This is a genomic window from Ochrobactrum sp. A-1, from assembly GCF_022488005.1.
Classification (GTDB): Bacteria; Pseudomonadota; Alphaproteobacteria; order Rhizobiales; family Rhizobiaceae; genus Brucella.
In genome coordinates this window covers 293,832-309,660 of sequence record NZ_JAKVQC010000004.1, presented here as the reverse complement: position 1 = coordinate 309,660, position 15,829 = coordinate 293,832, and the positions used below count along the sequence as shown (strand labels likewise).

The window sequence follows — 15,829 nt, the reverse complement described above, 5'->3', positions numbered from 1 at the left end:
CTCTCGATGCGCAACAGCCTGTTCGTGAAGGTCTATCTCACGCTGCTGGCGAGCCTCGTGGTGGTGGCTCTGGCCAGCGCCATCTTCGTGCGCCTTTCCCACGATGAGGAGGATCGCGGCTGGGCGGCAAGGCGCGATGCCTTCCTCGCAGCCATGCTGCCGGCCGATGCCGACATGCAAGAGACGCGGATCGTGCTGGCGCGGCTCGGCGAGGCCTTCGACGCCGACATCACTGTCTTCACGGCCGATGGCGGCACGATCGCAAGCGTAGGCCCTCCCCTTCCCTTCGCCATGCCCGACAATAGGGGCCACTTCCGGCGGGGCGAAGATCGCCGCCGCCTGTCGGCGAGGCTACCGGATGGGCGTGTTGTCGCCGCCCGTCTCGGCGGCAATTTCTTCGGCCCCCCGCGCGCCAACCCGCTCATCTGGTTGGCATTGATTGCGGGCATTACCGGCTTGATCGCCTGGCCGATCGTGCGGCATCTGACTGGTCGGCTCGAACGTCTGCGTCGCGGCGTCGAGGTGTGGGGCGGCGGCGATCTCGCGTTGCGCGCGCCCGTTGAGGGCAAGGACGAGGTGGCGGCGGTCGCAGAGAGTTTCAACCGCGCGGCGGAGCGTATCGAGGGCCTGGTAGCTGCCCACCGCTCGCTGCTCGCCAATGCCAGCCATGAACTGCGTTCGCCACTGGCGCGCCTGCGCATGGCGAGCGACCTCAACGAGGCAGCACCGAGCGAGGCGCGCCGCCGCGAGATCATGCGCAATCTGTCCGAGCTGGACGAGTTGGTGGAAGAGATATTGCTGGCGAGCCGTCTTGACCATGCCGGGACGGTCGAGCTTACCGATGATGTCGACCTTCTGGCACTGGTGGCGGAGGAAGGCGCGCGCCACCGCGTCGAAGTGACCGGTGAAGCCGCGACGGTCAAGGGCAATGCGCGCCTGCTCGCCCGCCTCGTGCGCAACCTGATCCAGAACGCGCTACGCCACGGCGCGCCACCGGTCTCCGCAGAAGTCCGCAGCCATGGCTCCGCGGTCGAGCTTGCCGTGCGCGACCATGGGCAGGGCATCGCGGAGGCGGAGCGCGAGCGGGTGTTCGAGCCGTTCTACCGCCCCTCAGGCCGTAGTGAGCACGCCAGCGGCTGGGGATTGGGCCTGTCGCTGGTGCGCCAGATCGCACAGCATCACGGTGCAAACGTACGGCAAGAGGGGCCCACCGACGGCGGTGCTTGCTTCATCGTCACGTTTCCGACAAAGCATGATTAAATCGTTGATACGCTTCCATGTGGAACGCGTTCGCTCACATGAGTGGAGCCCTTGCCAAATTGTTCTCCAGTGAGGTCGGCAGCTATTCGGTTAACTTGTATGCTCCGGGATCTCGTGGTCGGTGGCCGGTTTCGCAGGCGCCGAAGACTGCACGACTGTCGACAATTGGCCGGCAGCTGACCCGGCCGTGACACGGCGGATCGGATCCGACAGCAACCGCAGGCCATTCAGCACGACAAGGACGGTTCCACCCTCATGGCCGATGACCGCCAGCGGCAGGGGCAGGTTGAAGAACAGGCCGCCGGTGACCAGAACCACCATCGCTCCGATGGCGACGACGAGGTTCTGCCGGATGATGCTGGCGGTGCGACGGGCAAGCCGATGCGCTTGGGCAAGCCTTTCCATATCTTCCGACAGCAGCGCTACGTCGGCGGCCTGGAGGGCGACATCGGAACCGGCCGCGCCCATGGCGATGCCGACATCGGCGCGGGCAAGGGCGGCAGCGTCATTGACGCCATCACCGACGAACGCGACCTTGCCGGTTGCCGCCAGTTCTCCGACTTCGCGCACCTTGTCGTGAGGCAGCATCCCGGCATGGATCTCCTCGGGCTTCAGCCCAAGCTCGGCGCCGATGCGCAGCGCTACAGGCTTACGGTCTCCCGTCATCATGACGATCCGGTGCACGCCACTGTCGCGCAGGGCGGCCAACGCCGCAGCGGAGCTGGCCCTGGCCTCGTCCGCCACGCTGACGGCGCCCAGCACAGTGGCGCCGCGCCCGAGATAAATCACCGTTTGGGCGTTGCCGGCAATCTTTAGCAACTCGGGGCGATCGATACGCGCGCCCATTTCCTCAACCAGATACGAGTTGCCCGCCCACACTGGGCCGAGCGCATCGAATCCTTCTATTCCGACACCTGGTCGCGCGTTCACGTCGACGACATCTGCTATGTTAAGATCACGGGTCGCCACCTCCCTGCGGATCGCGGCGGCGATATGGTGTTCCGAATGCGCTTCGAGGCCACCGAGCAGCGACAGGAAGCGCTCTTCGTCGCCGTCCAGCGCGACCACCTGCGTCACCGCGGCGCGGCCGGTTGTCAGGGTTCCCGTCTTGTCGAACGCAAACGAGTCGACAGCGGCGAGCGTTTCCAGTGCGGCGCCCCCCTTGAACAGGACCCCGCCCCGCGCGGCAGCCGAGAGCGCCGAAAGAATAGCGGCAGGCACCGAGATGACGATGGCACAGGGGCTGGCCGCAACCAGCAGCGTGGCGGCCTTGTAGAGCGCCTGCTCCCAGTCTCGCCCCAGCCAGTAGAAGGCAGCGAAGGCGAGCATCGCGCCTGCCATAACCGCAACGGTATAGCGCTGCCCGAACCAGGAGCTGAACCGTTCGGAAGGAGCCTTTGCGGCCTGCGCCTCTGTCACCAGCAGGATCATACGAGCAATGGTGCTGTCGCTGACCGTGCGGGTGATGGAGACTTCCAGCACGCCGTCGAGATTGACGGTGGCCTCGAAAACTTTAGCGCCGGTCTCCTTGGAGACGGGCATGGATTCGCCGGTGATGTTGGCCTCGTCGATGCCACCGCGCCCGCTGACGATCACGCCGTCGGCCGGGACCCTTGCGCCGGGGCGCAGCACCACCATGTCGCCGACGGCAAGTTCAGCCGCCGGAACCTCTACGACCCTGCCGTCCGTGCGCTTGCGCAGCGCTGTTTCCGGCCGCAGCGCCATCAGCGCCTCGATCGCGCGGCGCGCGCGTCCCAGCGCCCGGTGCTCGAGCGTGGTGGAAATGCTGAACAGGGTCAGCAACACGGCGCCTTCGAAAGGCGCGCCGACTACGGCGGCGGCGATCGCCGCGACGACCATCAGCAGGTCGATGTCCAGGATGCGTTCGCGCCAGAGTGCGGCCAGGGCCCGCCATGCGGCTGGCATCCCCCCGGCAAGATAGACGAGTGCCAGGCCCGGCGGGTCGAGGAAGGCCAGTTCCCCGCCGAAAAGCCATCTGCCGGCGATGGCGAGAACCATCCCCAGAACGGTTGCCAGAGACAAGGTCATCGGAAAATCTAAAGACACGGATTGCTTCACGTCATCCTCAAGATCGTTTCAGTCGCACGGCGGGCCGCCGCTGACAGCATATTCTCACATTTGGCGCTTCCAGACAGGTCACATCGTCATCCGTCGATGAAGAACCGGGCCTCGAAGCCGTCCTGTCGCTCCTCGCGCGGCGACAGCAGCTCGATCCTGCCGCCGCTGCCGGCGGCGATGGTCCGGGCGATGGCCAGTCCGAGGCCCGCGCCGTCCGTCTGTGCCCGCCCCCGCTCGAACGGCTCGGACAGGCGGGCAAGCACGTCCTGTGCGATGGCCGCGCCCGCATTGGCGACGCACAGCACGCCGTCGGCGGACAGCGTCACCCGCACCGGCTCTTGCCGCGAACCATGCTTCAGCGCGTTTTCGATCAGGTTGCGGGCCAGGATCGCGAAGGCATCGGGATCGATATGCGAGAGCGCCGGGGCCTCGGGCACAACCAGTTCGACCCGTCCGGCATTGCCGGCGCTTGCGGTCATTTCGTTCACCACCATATGGAGGATGGCGGCGAGATCGGTCGGCTCCGCTGCCCGAAGCCTCGCCCCTTCGGCTCTCGCCAGTTGCATGAGCTTTTCCGACAGTCTGGCGAGGCGGCGCAATGCCGCCTCGATCTCGCGACCACGCGCGCGGGCGGCCTCGTCCGACGTTTCGATGACAAGTCTTTGCGTTTGCGCAAGCGCCGCCGCGACCGGTGTGCGCAGCTCATGCGCGGAATTGGCGGTAAAGCTGCGCTCGGCCTCCAGCGTGCGCCTGAGACGCTCCAGCAAGCGGTTCACTGCTCGCGCGTTCGGTTGGATCTCCGAAGGCAGGCCTTCGGCGGAGATAGGGGTGAAATCGCCTGCACCCCGGACTTCGATGTCCGAGCGGAAGCGCCGGAGCGGTGCCATGGACAGGCGCACCACCGCCCATACTCCGATCAGGCTTATCGGGATAAGCAGGCCAAGTGGAAGAGCCAGCCCTACAAGTATCTCGCGAGCGACCATCTGGCGGCGGGCCAGCGGCTCGGCGATCGAGATCGTGATGGTGCCCTGAAGTGCGGCGTCGGAATAAATGCGGTGTGTGGAGGTGTTCGCGAACCCCATGGCGGTAAACGGCGGAAAGACGGACAGATCGGCTTTGTGTGAGCGCAGCAGCACCCGATCTTCGGCGTCCCTCACCACATAGGTGAAGTACTCATTGTGCTCGCGCATCGTCGCGACGCTCTGGCTAGCATCGTCGTCGCTGTCGCGGCCGACGATGTCGCGAACGGCCAGCGGCAGCAGGCGCTGCCCGGTTTCCTCTAGTGCGCTGTCGAACACCTCATCCATCTCGTGGCGAAGCTTCTGGATGGTCACCGCGGCCGCTGCCACCCAGAGCAAGGTCAAGCCAAGCCCCAGCCAGAGCGACAGGCGCCATTGCAGGCTTCGAGGCGCAATCATCGAGTGTCGCCCAGCCGATAGCCGATCCCGCGCACCGTATCGATGACCGAATGCCCCAGTTTCTTGCGCACACGGCTGACATGGACCTCGATCGTGTTGCTTTCCACTTCAGCCCCAAACGCATAGAGCCGCTCTTCCAGTTGCGTCTTCGAAATCACCTGACTGGGGCGCCGGACGAAAGCCTCGAACAGCGCCCACTCGCGCGCCGTCAGGTCGATGGAGCGGCCATTGCGCAGAACCGTCCTGGCGGCAAGATCGATCTGAAGGTCGCCGATCTCGACCAGCGGATTGGGGTTGCCGCTGTAACGACGCGCCACCGCACTCAACCGCGCCGACAGCTCGGACAGATCGAAGGGCTTGGTCATGTAGTCGTCCGCTCCCGCATTGAGCCCGGCGATGCGGTCGGAGATCTGATCCAGCGCCGTCAGAATGACGACCGGTGTGACGCTGCCCTTGCGACGCAGATCGCGCAGGAAGGCGATGCCCCGCCCGTCGGGAAGCATGAGGTCGAGAAGGACAAGATCGTAGGCGGTGCTATCCAGATGGTCCATCGCCGCGTCGAGGCGGGTGACCCAGTCGACCGAATGACTGTCGGCCGCGATGTGATCACGCACCGCCGCGCCAAGGATCGTGTCGTCTTCCACCAGAAGGATTCGCATGCACACTCCATCCTGACTGCGCCTATCCCTGGTCGGTGGACCTGTCAGTTGGCTGACAGATAAGTCGGTTGGGCTTCAGCTATTCGTCAGGAATGAATGCCAGCATTTCTTCATGTAAACGCTGATGCAGGACAAATGACATGATGAAACATATCGTGGCAGCTTCGCTTTTCTTCATCATGGTTGGAGCCGGTTCGGCGATGGCTGACGATGATTGTCACGTGCCGATGGATCAGTGGCAGTCTCGCGAAGCGGTTGAGGCAATGGCCAAAGCACGCGGCTGGCAGGTGAGCCGGATCAAGATCGATGACGGTTGCTATGAGGTCAGGGGTCTTGACGACGCTGGAAATGCATTCAAGGCGAAAATCGATCCCGAAACCCTTTCAGTCGTCAAGATGAAGCGCAAGGACCGGCATGATGAGGACGACACGCGCGAACGGCGGCAATCTTCCGATCCCGGCACGGGCGGCGCTTCGGGCGCCCCACCTCCCTCGAACAAGCTGTTCGAATCGGGGAAGCTGCCGAAAAGCGTCGTCAAGTAAGGTGACATGACCGACAGGCCGGGCCGGTGGCGGTCCTGCACACCCAACCCTTTCCACCGCAGGAAAAGCCAACCATGTCGAGCAATCCCCTCCGTTATTCGAAAACCATGATCGTTGTTCACTGGCTGACCGCCCTTCTGGTGGTCGGCGCCTGGCTGACCGCAGAGGGTGGCCGCGAAGTGATCCAGGATCCACCCTTGCTGCATTTCACGCTGGGGCTGGCGGTGCTGGCCCTCATTGTGCCGCGCCTGATCCTGCGGCTGGCCGGTGCCGCACCTGAGGCGATTGGCGGGCGCGGATGGCTCGCAACCGCCGCAAAGGCTGGCCACGGCCTGCTCTATCTACTCATGGTCGGCCTACCGATCACCGGCTGGTACGCTGCATCGCGCATGGGAGTGCCGGTTTCCTTTCTCGGCATCGAGCTTCCGGCGCTCACCGCAGCGGTCCAGGGACGCCCCGGCCTGATCGCCGATCTGCACGAAAATGCCGGCACATTCATCCTGATCCTTGCCGGCCTGCACGCGCTGATGGCCATCTGGCACCAGTTCGTGCTGCGCGACGGAACGCTCCAGCGCATGAGCCTGCGCTGAACAGAGGGGCTTCCGTTCGCGGGCGCGGCCAACCATAGTTGGCCCGAAGGATGCCATGGCGGCGGGAATGGATCCGGCAAGGCACGGCAACATCGCAGGGAGGCTTTGGTGCACGCGCATCTGCATCCGGAGACCCATCTGGTCGCTCGCATCGGCTGGCTGCGAGCGGCGGTTCTCGGCGCGAATGACGGGATCGTCTCGACCGCCAGTCTAATCGTCGGCGTCGCGGCGGCCTCTGCCTCGACGTCCGAAGTGCTCGTTGCCGGCGTCGCCGGCCTAGTTGCCGGCGCCATGTCCATGGCCGCCGGCGAATATGTCCGAGGTGACGGCGGCGCGACCGCGGCCGATCTCGATCGCGCCGTTTATCGTGGCTCGATTGCGCACCTCCGGAACCGTCATGCCGAGAAACCTTGCCGCCGCGCAAGCCCGTTGTCGATAGCCGCATTCATGTTGGCGGCAGTTCCGATAATCGAGATGGGTGCCAGCTGTTCCAGACGATCCATGCCTCACGAATGAGCCAGCCGCTCAGTTGCCATGCGAAGTGGATTTTCTGGACCCGATCATCCTGATCGTCTGGAACTATTTGACGATATTCGCAATGCTCTCGCCGGACACGGCGATGCCGAGAATGCCGACGATCAACAGTATCAGCAGCATCGCCGTGGCTCAGGGCTTGGCCCGCTCAACTGATCTTGTAGGTCGCCTCGAATTCGCTGAACTCCATGAGCCCGACGGCATCAACAATGACGTGGACAATGTCACCCTCGGGCAACCAGTCCATCATGTCGACCGGGAGTAAGAAGCGTTGGCGACGATTCGGTTCGCGAATGAAATGGGCCATACGAGCGTTCGACGGAAGCTGACGCGGAGCGGATCATGCCGCCTTGGGCCGTCAATCTAGAAGGAATGAGCCGGAGTTGCGCGGAGCTGGCCCTTCCCCATGGCTCCGTGAGGATTGAGGGTGGCGTGACTGCCGCTTCTTCTTTTCCATTGGATCGCGCCGGGCGCGCAGTTTTGGCAAGACATAGCAATTGGAGGCCGGCCTGCGCCGATCAACGCATCTCGAAAAGCTCCTGATGAAAGCGCACTGGTGGCAGGCCGAGCTTGACCAACCCGGATTTCAGCGCCGCGCCCATGGCGGCCGGGCCGCAGAACCACACATCCGCATTGGCCAGGTCCGGCACTATCGCCGCGACATGTTCAGCCGTGATCAGTCCCGCCTCGTCGCTGAAGTGCAGATGGAGGTTCGCCCCGGCAGCCCGCGCGTCCAGGTCGAGAAGCCGGTCGCCTTCCGGGTAGGATTGTGGCGTCGAGAAGAAGAAGTCCACGAGCTTGCCGTCGGGATGCTCCCCCAGGTGCCGCATCCGGGCGATGAAGGGCGTGACCCCGACACCCCCTGCAATCCAGATCTGGCGCGGTGCATCCGATGCGAAATCGAACGTGCCCCACGGCCCCTCGACCTTGACCTCATCGCCGGTCTTCAGTGTCCTGGACAGGGTGGAAGTGTAGTCGCCGAGCTCCTTGATCAGAAAGGAAACACGACCATCGCCGCGCCATGCGCTGAGAATGGTGAACGGATGCGGCGCTTCCTCGCCCGTGGACAGGAAGGCGAACTGACCCGCCTCATGCCCTTTCCAGCGGCTGTCGAGTTGCACTTCGAGTTCGAGTGTTCGCACACTCTCGTGGTAGGTGATGCCGACGACATTGCCGATTGCGCGGTCGTCGGTGACGCGGAAGCTCCGCCACAGGCAGACGATGCCGCTCCATATGCCCGCCGCCATCACGATCCCGAGCACGGGGCCGAGCAGGCTGGTCCAGGCGCTGATGTCCAGCAGGACCACCGAATGGTAAATCAGTACGAAATAGGTCGGCACGAACAGCCAGTGCGTCTTGAAGAACAGGCGATAGGGGAACCGCTTTACCAGCGCGAGGATGCTGAGGACCAGAACGAATTTCCAGGCCTGATCACCGATGAAGACGGCCGTGTCGTGCTGCGCTTCGGCAAACCCGGCCCATCCGTCGATAGGTGCGGCAGAGGTCCCGGCATCGAGTTCGGCCGAGCGGACAAACCCGTAAGCTTGCCAATGCACCGCGGCGACGATCAGATTGGCGATGCCCAGCCATTTGTGCAGGCGATACATCTTGTCGAGGCCGTTCATCCACCGCTCGACGATCCGCGGGCGCGCTGCCAGCATCAGCGACAGGCTCATCAGCACGATGGCCAGAACCCCCGTGCCTTGCATGAATGCATCGCCAAACCGGCGCGTCGCGGATCCGCCCAGCCACAGCGGCAACTCGGCACTGAGCCACATCACAAGCGTGGCCGCAACAATCCAGACAAAGGCCGTACGAACGCGAGTCATATATCCCATCCCGCTTGGGGGTACTTGCACCGGTAGTCTGCCAAGACTTACCCGCGTCTTTCACGGTTTCAAGTCGAATTAACTGCCGCTTGTCTCAGCGACCTTCGAAAACTGCACTGGGAGTTCGTCCGCCGAACAGAAAACCCCAAGAAGAACAGTTAACCCAGCCTGACTAGGCCGCGATAAATGGCTAGATCCCTGCCCTTTAAGCCTTCATGGCGCTCGGAAGCGCGGCGAGCTTCAAGACATTCCAATCGAGCTTCAGTTGAGAGTGGCTTCGCTTGAGCGGATAATCGTCGGCACCGGTATCGATGCCAACCGCAAGCGACCAGAAGCGGCGGACGGACAGCTTCATATCATCACCGGGATGACGGAAAATAACCAGGGGGACAACACGGCGGTCCGATCGCCGTGGCTGGCTTTACAAGCAGCTTGCCGATGGATGACGCAAATCCCTGATGTTCTCGAGGCAGGACGGCGTAGATTGTGCAGATGAAGCACCCATCCACTCTATTGAATTTCATTCGTCGTGCCGCATCCGAAGCGGCTCACTGTAGGAGGAATATCGCATGAAGGCCTATTTCTACGCTGCCACGATATCCGTGGCGACGGTATTTTTCGCAACGGCGACAGCTTCGGCAGACGACGCCGAGGCTGGCAAGAAGGTGTTTGCCGCATGCCGGGCTTGCCACCAGATCGGTGAGAAGGCCAAGAACGGGGTCGGGCCGGAGCTCAATGGCCTGATCGGCCGGCACTCAGGTTCGGTCGAAGGGTATAAGTATTCACCGGCAAACAAGGATTCCGGGATCGTCTGGGACGAGGAGACGTTCCGCGAATATATCAAGAATCCGAAGGCCACCATTCCCGGCACCAAGATGATCTATGCAGGCTTGAAGGACGAGCAAAAGATCTCGGACCTGATCGCCTATCTGAAGAAATTCGACGCGGACGGAAAGACGCATGATTGACTGCTCCTGATCTTCAACAGGCAGGCTGAAAACAGATATCGAGCCCGGACGGGTCGTGCCTTTTCATGTGTGCACGACCCGTTCCGGGTTTTTTCGTACGGGCGTCGCCCAGCTTCTTGGAGCGCGACCCGGCAGCGACCGTGCAGGATTGCGCCACGCCGATCGTTCCTGACGATAAGCTGAAGCAAAAGTCACGGGGCCGTCAGCAAGCGCTCAGGCACATTCTCCAGATTGATCGCACCGGCGGGCAGAAGACACCGCCGGTGCGCGGCTCTGGAAAGGCACCATTGACATGAAATCGCTTCTTGCACTCCTCGCCATCACGACGGCGCTCACGTTTCCCGGCCTCGCCATGGCCCGGCCTGTCACGCTGACCACGACGCTGAGCAACTATGGAGGAGACGGCGCCTATCTGGCGCTCTATGTCACCGATGCGCAGGGCGCCTATGTGGGCAGCCTGTGGATGGCCGGCGCCAAGTCCAAATATTACGAGCACCTGTCCGGCTGGTATCGCGCCACCGGCGGCAATGTCGCGGAGATCGACGGCATCACCGGCGCCAGCGTCGGGGCGGGCCGCACACTGGAAATCACGCTCGATCTGGCCGACGCGCTGTTCGACGCCGGCTATACGCTGCATGTCGATGCCGCTGTCGAGGACATGCGCGACAGTCCCAACGAAGTGGCTGTGCCGCTGACGGCCGCCGGTGCCGGCACGGCGGTGCCCGGCCGGCGTTACATTGTCGATTTCTCCTACGCCATGTAGCGGGAGGCAGCCATGATGCGCGCCCTTCACCGCTGGTCCGGCCTGCTGGCCGCGCTTCTGCTGGTGGTGCTCAGCCTGAGCGGAGCGGCCCTGTCGCTGTTCCCCGCCGCCGAGCGTCTGACTTCGCCGCAGGCGACGGCCACGCTGTCGGTGGCCAATCTGGCGGCACGCATCGAGGCCCTTCACCCGCAAGTGGAGCAGATCCGGCGCTCACCTTCGGGCCGGATCACCGCCTACTGGTTCGAGAACGGTGCGCCGCAGGCGGCGATCATCGATCCGGCGACCGGACAAGGCATCTCTGCCGCTGATCCCAACCCGTTCGAACGGTGGCTGATCAACCTGCATCGCTCGCTTTTCCTGGACGACGGCGGCCGCATAGTGATGGCCGCCGGCGCTGCCGCCATGCTGGTGCTGGCTCTGTCCGGCGCGGGGCTGGTGGCGCGCCGGGCCGGTGGCTGGCGGCGTTGGTTCGCGCCGCTGCGCGGTCCGCTCGCCGGCCGGCTGCATGTCGAGATTGCGCGCGTCGCGGTCGCCGGCCTTCTGCTGTCCTCGGCCACGGCCCTGTGGATGACGGCCTCGACCTTCGATCTTTTGCCCGACGGGCCGACATCGCCAGCCTTCCTCAACGACGCGAGCGGCCAGACCGGGGCGTCCGTCGCGGCCATGGACAGGCTGAAGCAAACGCCCGTCGCCGAACTGCGCAGCCTGTCATTCCCCGATCCCGGCGACGCGGCCGACATCTTGAGCCTCAAGACGGATCGCGGCACGGGCTATCTCGACCAGGGCACCGGCGCGGTTCTGGCATGGAGCGACCTGACCGGGTGGCAACGCGTTTCGGAAACCATCTACATGCTGCACACCGGCCAGGGAGCGGCAACTCTCGGGCTGGTCCTCGGATTCATGGCGCTTGGCGTACCGGCGATGGCGGGCACGGGCCTTGCCCTGTGGCTCGCAGGCCGGCGCGGGCGGCCGCGCATTCGTGGCAATGTCGCCGCCGGGCATGCCGAGACGATCCTGCTGGTCGGCAGCGAAGGCGGCAGCAGCTGGGGCTTCGCCGCGACCTTGCATGCCGCGCTGTCAGGTGCAGGCCAGACGGTGCATGCCGCGCCGATGTCGGCCTTCGACCCGGCGCGCTACCGGCAGGCGCGGCGCGTCCTGATCCTCGCCGCCACCTATGGCGACGGCGACGCACCGGCCTCGGCCGGGGGCTTCCTCGATCGGCTGCAAACTTTGTCCGTGGCCCCTTCCGCGCCGCTGGCGGTGCTCGGCTTCGGCGATCGCGGATTTGCCGCCTATTGCGCCTTCGCGCAGGCGGTGACGGAGACGGCGGCAGCCAGGGGATGGCGCCAACTCATCCCGTTCGACACGGTGGACCGCCAGTCGCCGCAGGATTTTGCCCGCTGGGGCCGCTCGCTTGGCGTGGCGATAGGCATCGACCTTGTCCTTGCCCACCAGCCGGTTCCGCCGGCTGCCCTGCCGCTGATGCTGCTTTCGCGCCGCGACTATGGCGCCGATGTTCAGGCCCCGACGGCCATCCTGCGCTTCGCCCTGCCTGAAATTGCGCTGTGGCGGCGGCTGGCCGGTCATGGCTTTGGCCGCTTCCGCGCGGGCGACCTCCTCGGCATCCTGCCGCAAGGCGCGTCCGTTCCCCGGTTCTATTCGCTCGCCTCCGGGCGTCGCGACGGCTTCATCGAAATCGTCGTGAAGAAGCATCCAGGCGGCCTGTGCTCCAGCCAGCTTTTCGGGCTGGAGCCCGGGGACACGGTCAGCGCTTTCCTGCGCCGCAACCCCGGCTTCCATCCCGGCCGTGGCCGCGCACCGCTGATCCTGATCGGCGCCGGCACGGGGATCGGGCCGCTGGCCGGCTTCGTGCGCGCCAATAGGCGGCAGCGCCCGATCCACCTGTTCTTCGGCATGCGTCACCCCGGCAGCGACTTCCTCTACGATGCGGAACTGACGGGCTGGCAAAGAGAGGGCCGTCTGCGCCATCTCGCCACCGCCTGCTCGCGCGGGCGCATGCCCCGCTACGTGCAAGATGCGTTGCGCGAGGAAGCTGCCGAGATCACGCGCCTGGTCGCCAGGGGGGCGCGGGTCATGGTCTGCGGCGGACGCGACATGGCGGCCGGCGTCTCCGCCGCGCTCACTGATATTCTCGCACCTGCGGGCCTGACGCCGGCCCTGCTCAAGGCTCAGGGACGCTATGTCGAAGATGTCTATTGAAGCGAAGCGCCAGGCGCTGAACGGCCCCACCATGGGCACGCGCTGGACGGCGCTGTTTTATGCGGCGGAAGCGTTCGATCCCGGGCCGGTCCGCGACGCACTGCAGGCGGCGGTGGACGAGGTGGATGCGCAGATGTCCACCTGGAAGCCCGGCAGCGACCTGATGCGCCTCAACGCGGCGCCGTCCGGTGCTTGGGTGGAGGTGCCGAAGCGTTTGATGGAGGTGCTCGCCCTCGCGCTCGACATCGGCCGCGCCTCGGGCGGCGCGTTCGACATCGGCATGGGCGATGCGGTGGCCACCTGGGGCTTCGGCCCGGCGACGGCCGACCAGCACCTTATCCGCAACGCCCGCGATGCGCCGCGCCGGCCTGCCCACTCGGTGCTGGAACTGGATTCGACAAGCACAACGGTGCGCAAGGCTGCGCCGATCACTCTCGACCTCAACGGCATCGCCAAGGGTTACGGCGTGGACCGGCTGGCCGAGACACTGCATGGCTTTGGCATTTCATCCGGGCTGGTGGGCATCGACGGCGAGATGCGAGCGCTGGGCCTGCGCCCCGATGGCCAGCCCTGGGCCATCGCCATCGAAGCGCCCGATCCCGACCGCCGCGCGCCGCAGTCGCTGCTGGCCTTGCAGGACGCCGCCGTCGCCACCTCGGGCGACTACCGGCATGGTGTGACGGTTCAGGGCCGGCGCCTGTCACACACGATGGACCCAATGACCGGCGCTCCGCTCCGGTCGTCGCCCGCTTCGGTGACGGTCGTTGCCCGCAGCTGCGCCGAAGCCGATGCCTGGGCAACCGCGCTGATGGTGCTGGGTGCTGAGGCAGGCAGTGACCTGGCAGTGCGCCGTGGCCTCGATGCGCTCTTCCTCGAGCGCAGGGCCGATGGTGTCCAAGCCCGCACCGTCGGCCCGCTGTTCGACGGCGGAGTGGCGTCGAGGTCAGGCCGGGAGCGTTCTGTCGTCATCTGAAGCCTGTCCATTGATGCAAGGACTTCTTGCAGGCTTCGCCAATACCTAATCGAAAACGGACAGTCTAACTTCATCTCAACCCCAACGGCATTGCCTTGACCGCCCGTCGCGGCCGGAAGCAACGCATCAACCACAGGAGACGACCATGCAGACTGCAAGACCTTTTACCGCTTTCGCCCTGGCGCTTGCCCTGGCGCTGGGCGCGCCGGGGATCGCCGCCGCGCAAACCCATGCCCATGACGGCGCCGGCGAGGCGGCAATCGAGATCACGCTGAACAATGGCGCCAAATGGCAGGGCGATCAGAACATGATCACCGGTATGACCGCGATCCACGGCACGATGGCCGCCAATCTGGAGGCGATCCATGCCGGCACGCTGCCGGCCGATGCCGGCAAGGTGATTGCCGCCGACATTCAAAAGCAGCTCGATTTCATGGTCGAGAACTGCGTGCTCGAACCCAAGGTCGACGAACAGTTCCACGTCGTCCTGGGTGAAGTCATGAACGGCGTCTCGGCGCTGGAGGAAGGCGAGGTGGAAACAGGCGCGGTGACGATCGTCCAGGCGCTCAACGCCTATGGCGAGCATTTCGAGCATCCCGGCTGGCAGGCGTTCAACTGATACAGGTCGGGTGTCAGCCCGAAGGATGGGTCCGGCGGGGGCGTCATGCCTCCGCCGGTTTCGTCTTGCAGGGGCAGCGCCCTTCCAGCAGATCGGCATTGGCGGCGAGCGCCGCGGCCATGAAATCCAGAAAGATGCGGATACGCGCGGTATTGCGCAGATCTTCATGGGTCAGAAGCCACAGATCCAGCATGAAGTCTTCGGGAAGCGAGGTGGCGCGAACCAGTTCGGGATCGCAATCGGCAAGCACGCAGGGTAAAGCGGCAAGGCCGATCCCGGCTCGCGCCGCGGCATGGGCGGCGATGATCGAATTCGTCCGATAGACCTGCCGCATCTGCGGCCACCAGCGCGCCAGGCTGCGGCTCAGTGGGCCGTGGGCTGAGCCATAGCCGATCCAGTCACCGTGGGCTGGATCGCCCGGCCCCCGTACGCCAGTGTGCACAGCTGCGTAGACGGCAAAGGCCAGTCGGCCAACTCGTCGCCCGACCAGCGTTTCCTGCACCGGATTGCCGATCCTCAGCGCCACGTCCGCCTCGCGCCGCGCCAGGTCCAGCATCGTGTCCGCCACCACCACCTCGATTTCGATTCCAGGCCATTCGGCCCGGAACGCGGCAATATGGCGGGGAAGCACCGCCACGGCCAGCAGGTCGGTCGCGGTGATGCGGATCATCCCGCTCGGTCGCTGGTCCTGCCCGGTGACAGTGCGGTCGAGCGTGGCAATATCGGCTTCGATCCGCTCGGCGGCGGCCAGTGTTTCTTCGCCCGCGAGCGTCAGCGCATAGCCGGTCGGCAGCCGTTCAAACAGCCGCACTCCCAATGTCGTCTCGAAGCCGGAAATCCGGCGAAACACCGTCGAATGATTGACACCGAGACTGCGCGCCGCACCCGACAGGCTTCCGGTTCGTGCGACCGCTAGAAACACCCGCAAATCGTCCCAATTCGCGACCTGTGCATTCATGCAAAGCTACCTTTCGGCTTTTGCCAATCCTTGTGCGCGGATTGCATAGCTATCTCTACCTCAGAAACAACGCCGATCAATCGAAAGGATCAGACCATGACCGCAACCCCCATTCGGACCCTGCTGCGCAGCGATGAGCTGTCTTGCCCAAGCTGCGTGCCAAAGATCGAGAAGTCGCTGCTGGCGTTGCCCGGCGTAACGAAGGCCGAGGTAAAATTCTCCAGCGGCCGCATCGAGATCGAGCATGATCCGGCGCTCAGCGACGTGGCCGCTCTGGTCAATTCGGTCGCCAAGGTGGGCTATGCCGCCAAGCCGTCGGCATTCTGATCAGACTTTCTGAGCCAGCAGCGGCGCGAAAGCCGAACTCCACTTCTCGCCCGATGCTCCGAGCCCTGTCGTTTCCTGCGGCAGGGCTTA

17 protein-coding genes and 1 pseudogene are annotated in these 15,829 nt (G+C 64.7%); 12 read left to right on the top strand and 6 right to left on the bottom strand.

Annotated elements, in window-relative coordinates; genetic code table 11:
* Positions 1–6 precede the first annotated feature (6 nt).
* Positions 7–1,260 carry a sensor histidine kinase gene (locus MKS82_RS11020; protein WP_240578851.1) on the top strand — a complete coding sequence of 418 codons (1,254 nt, stop codon included), beginning with the start codon at positions 7–9 and terminating at the stop codon, positions 1,258–1,260.
* 90 nt (positions 1,261–1,350) lie between these two features.
* Here the strand turns inward: MKS82_RS11020 and MKS82_RS11015 are convergent, their stop codons facing one another.
* The 3 genes from MKS82_RS11015 to MKS82_RS11005 form a co-directional block, all read right to left on the bottom strand.
* Positions 1,351–3,309 carry a heavy metal translocating P-type ATPase gene (locus MKS82_RS11015; protein ID WP_240579025.1) on the bottom strand — a complete coding sequence of 653 codons (1,959 nt, stop codon included), beginning with the start codon at positions 3,307–3,309 and terminating at the stop codon, positions 1,351–1,353.
* Positions 3,310–3,425: 116 nt separating this feature from the next.
* Positions 3,426–4,757 (bottom strand): sensor histidine kinase, encoded by a 1,332-nt coding sequence (locus MKS82_RS11010; protein ID WP_035026731.1) that lies wholly within the window; start codon positions 4,755–4,757, stop codon positions 3,426–3,428.
* Positions 4,754–5,416, bottom strand: a complete 663-nt coding sequence (locus MKS82_RS11005; RefSeq protein WP_035026730.1) for a response regulator transcription factor — start codon at positions 5,414–5,416, stop codon at positions 4,754–4,756. The genes MKS82_RS11010 and MKS82_RS11005 overlap by 4 nt, the downstream gene beginning before the upstream one ends.
* A 140-nt stretch (positions 5,417–5,556) precedes the next feature.
* On the opposite strand from MKS82_RS11005, the gene MKS82_RS11000 reads away from it, so the two are divergent.
* From MKS82_RS11000 to MKS82_RS10985, 4 genes and pseudogenes are all read left to right on the top strand, one after another.
* Positions 5,557–5,958, top strand: coding sequence for a PepSY domain-containing protein (locus tag MKS82_RS11000; protein WP_035026729.1), 402 nt, complete (start codon positions 5,557–5,559; stop codon positions 5,956–5,958).
* A gap of 74 nt (positions 5,959–6,032) precedes the next feature.
* Positions 6,033–6,548, top strand: a complete 516-nt coding sequence (locus MKS82_RS10995; protein ID WP_035026728.1) for a cytochrome b — start codon at positions 6,033–6,035, stop codon at positions 6,546–6,548.
* A 105-nt stretch (positions 6,549–6,653) separates the two neighbouring features.
* Positions 6,654–6,908 (top strand): annotated as a pseudogene (locus MKS82_RS10990) (VIT1/CCC1 transporter family protein); the annotation flags it as partial.
* A 181-nt stretch (positions 6,909–7,089) separates the two neighbouring features.
* Positions 7,090–7,347 carry a hypothetical protein gene (locus tag MKS82_RS10985; protein ID WP_240578850.1) on the top strand — a complete coding sequence of 86 codons (258 nt, stop codon included), beginning with the start codon at positions 7,090–7,092 and terminating at the stop codon, positions 7,345–7,347.
* A 253-nt stretch (positions 7,348–7,600) separates the two neighbouring features.
* Here the strand turns inward: MKS82_RS10985 and MKS82_RS10980 are convergent, their stop codons facing one another.
* Entirely contained in the window at positions 7,601–8,911 is a 1,311-nt protein-coding gene (locus tag MKS82_RS10980; protein WP_240578849.1) for a ferredoxin reductase family protein, read from the bottom strand.
* 205 nt (positions 8,912–9,116) lie between these two features.
* The gene (locus MKS82_RS10975) at positions 9,117–9,266 is read right to left on the bottom strand and encodes a hypothetical protein (protein ID WP_240578848.1); all 150 of its coding nucleotides are present in this window, start codon (positions 9,264–9,266) and stop codon (positions 9,117–9,119) included.
* 214 nt (positions 9,267–9,480) lie between these two features.
* Between MKS82_RS10975 and MKS82_RS10970 the strand changes: the two genes are divergently transcribed.
* From MKS82_RS10970 to MKS82_RS10945, 6 genes are all read left to right on the top strand, one after another.
* Positions 9,481–9,879 carry a c-type cytochrome gene (locus MKS82_RS10970; protein WP_240578847.1) on the top strand — a complete coding sequence of 133 codons (399 nt, stop codon included), beginning with the start codon at positions 9,481–9,483 and terminating at the stop codon, positions 9,877–9,879.
* A 65-nt stretch (positions 9,880–9,944) separates the two neighbouring features.
* Entirely contained in the window at positions 9,945–10,175 is a 231-nt protein-coding gene (locus MKS82_RS10965) for a hypothetical protein (RefSeq protein ID WP_240578846.1), read from the top strand.
* Positions 10,172–10,642, top strand: a complete 471-nt coding sequence (locus tag MKS82_RS10960; RefSeq protein WP_240578845.1) for a DUF2271 domain-containing protein — start codon at positions 10,172–10,174, stop codon at positions 10,640–10,642. The genes MKS82_RS10965 and MKS82_RS10960 overlap by 4 nt, the downstream gene beginning before the upstream one ends.
* A 12-nt stretch (positions 10,643–10,654) precedes the next feature.
* On the top strand, positions 10,655–12,862 hold the full coding sequence (locus MKS82_RS10955; RefSeq protein ID WP_240578844.1) for a PepSY domain-containing protein: 2,208 nt from the start codon (positions 10,655–10,657) through the stop codon (positions 12,860–12,862).
* Positions 12,843–13,835, top strand: coding sequence for an FAD:protein FMN transferase (locus MKS82_RS10950; RefSeq protein WP_240578843.1), 993 nt, complete (start codon positions 12,843–12,845; stop codon positions 13,833–13,835). The genes MKS82_RS10955 and MKS82_RS10950 overlap by 20 nt, the downstream gene beginning before the upstream one ends.
* Before the next feature lie 145 nt (positions 13,836–13,980).
* Positions 13,981–14,454, top strand: coding sequence for a hypothetical protein (locus tag MKS82_RS10945; protein ID WP_240578842.1), 474 nt, complete (start codon positions 13,981–13,983; stop codon positions 14,452–14,454).
* Between the two features lie 43 nt (positions 14,455–14,497).
* Here the strand turns inward: MKS82_RS10945 and MKS82_RS10940 are convergent, their stop codons facing one another.
* A complete protein-coding gene (locus tag MKS82_RS10940) occupies positions 14,498–15,412 on the bottom strand; it encodes a LysR family transcriptional regulator (RefSeq protein WP_240578841.1) in 915 nt (304 codons plus the stop codon).
* A gap of 96 nt (positions 15,413–15,508) precedes the next feature.
* Between MKS82_RS10940 and MKS82_RS10935 the strand changes: the two genes are divergently transcribed.
* Positions 15,509–15,739: a cation transporter gene (locus MKS82_RS10935; protein ID WP_240578840.1), complete on the top strand. Its 231-nt coding sequence runs from the start codon at positions 15,509–15,511 to the stop codon at positions 15,737–15,739.
* Positions 15,740–15,829 lie beyond the last annotated feature (90 nt).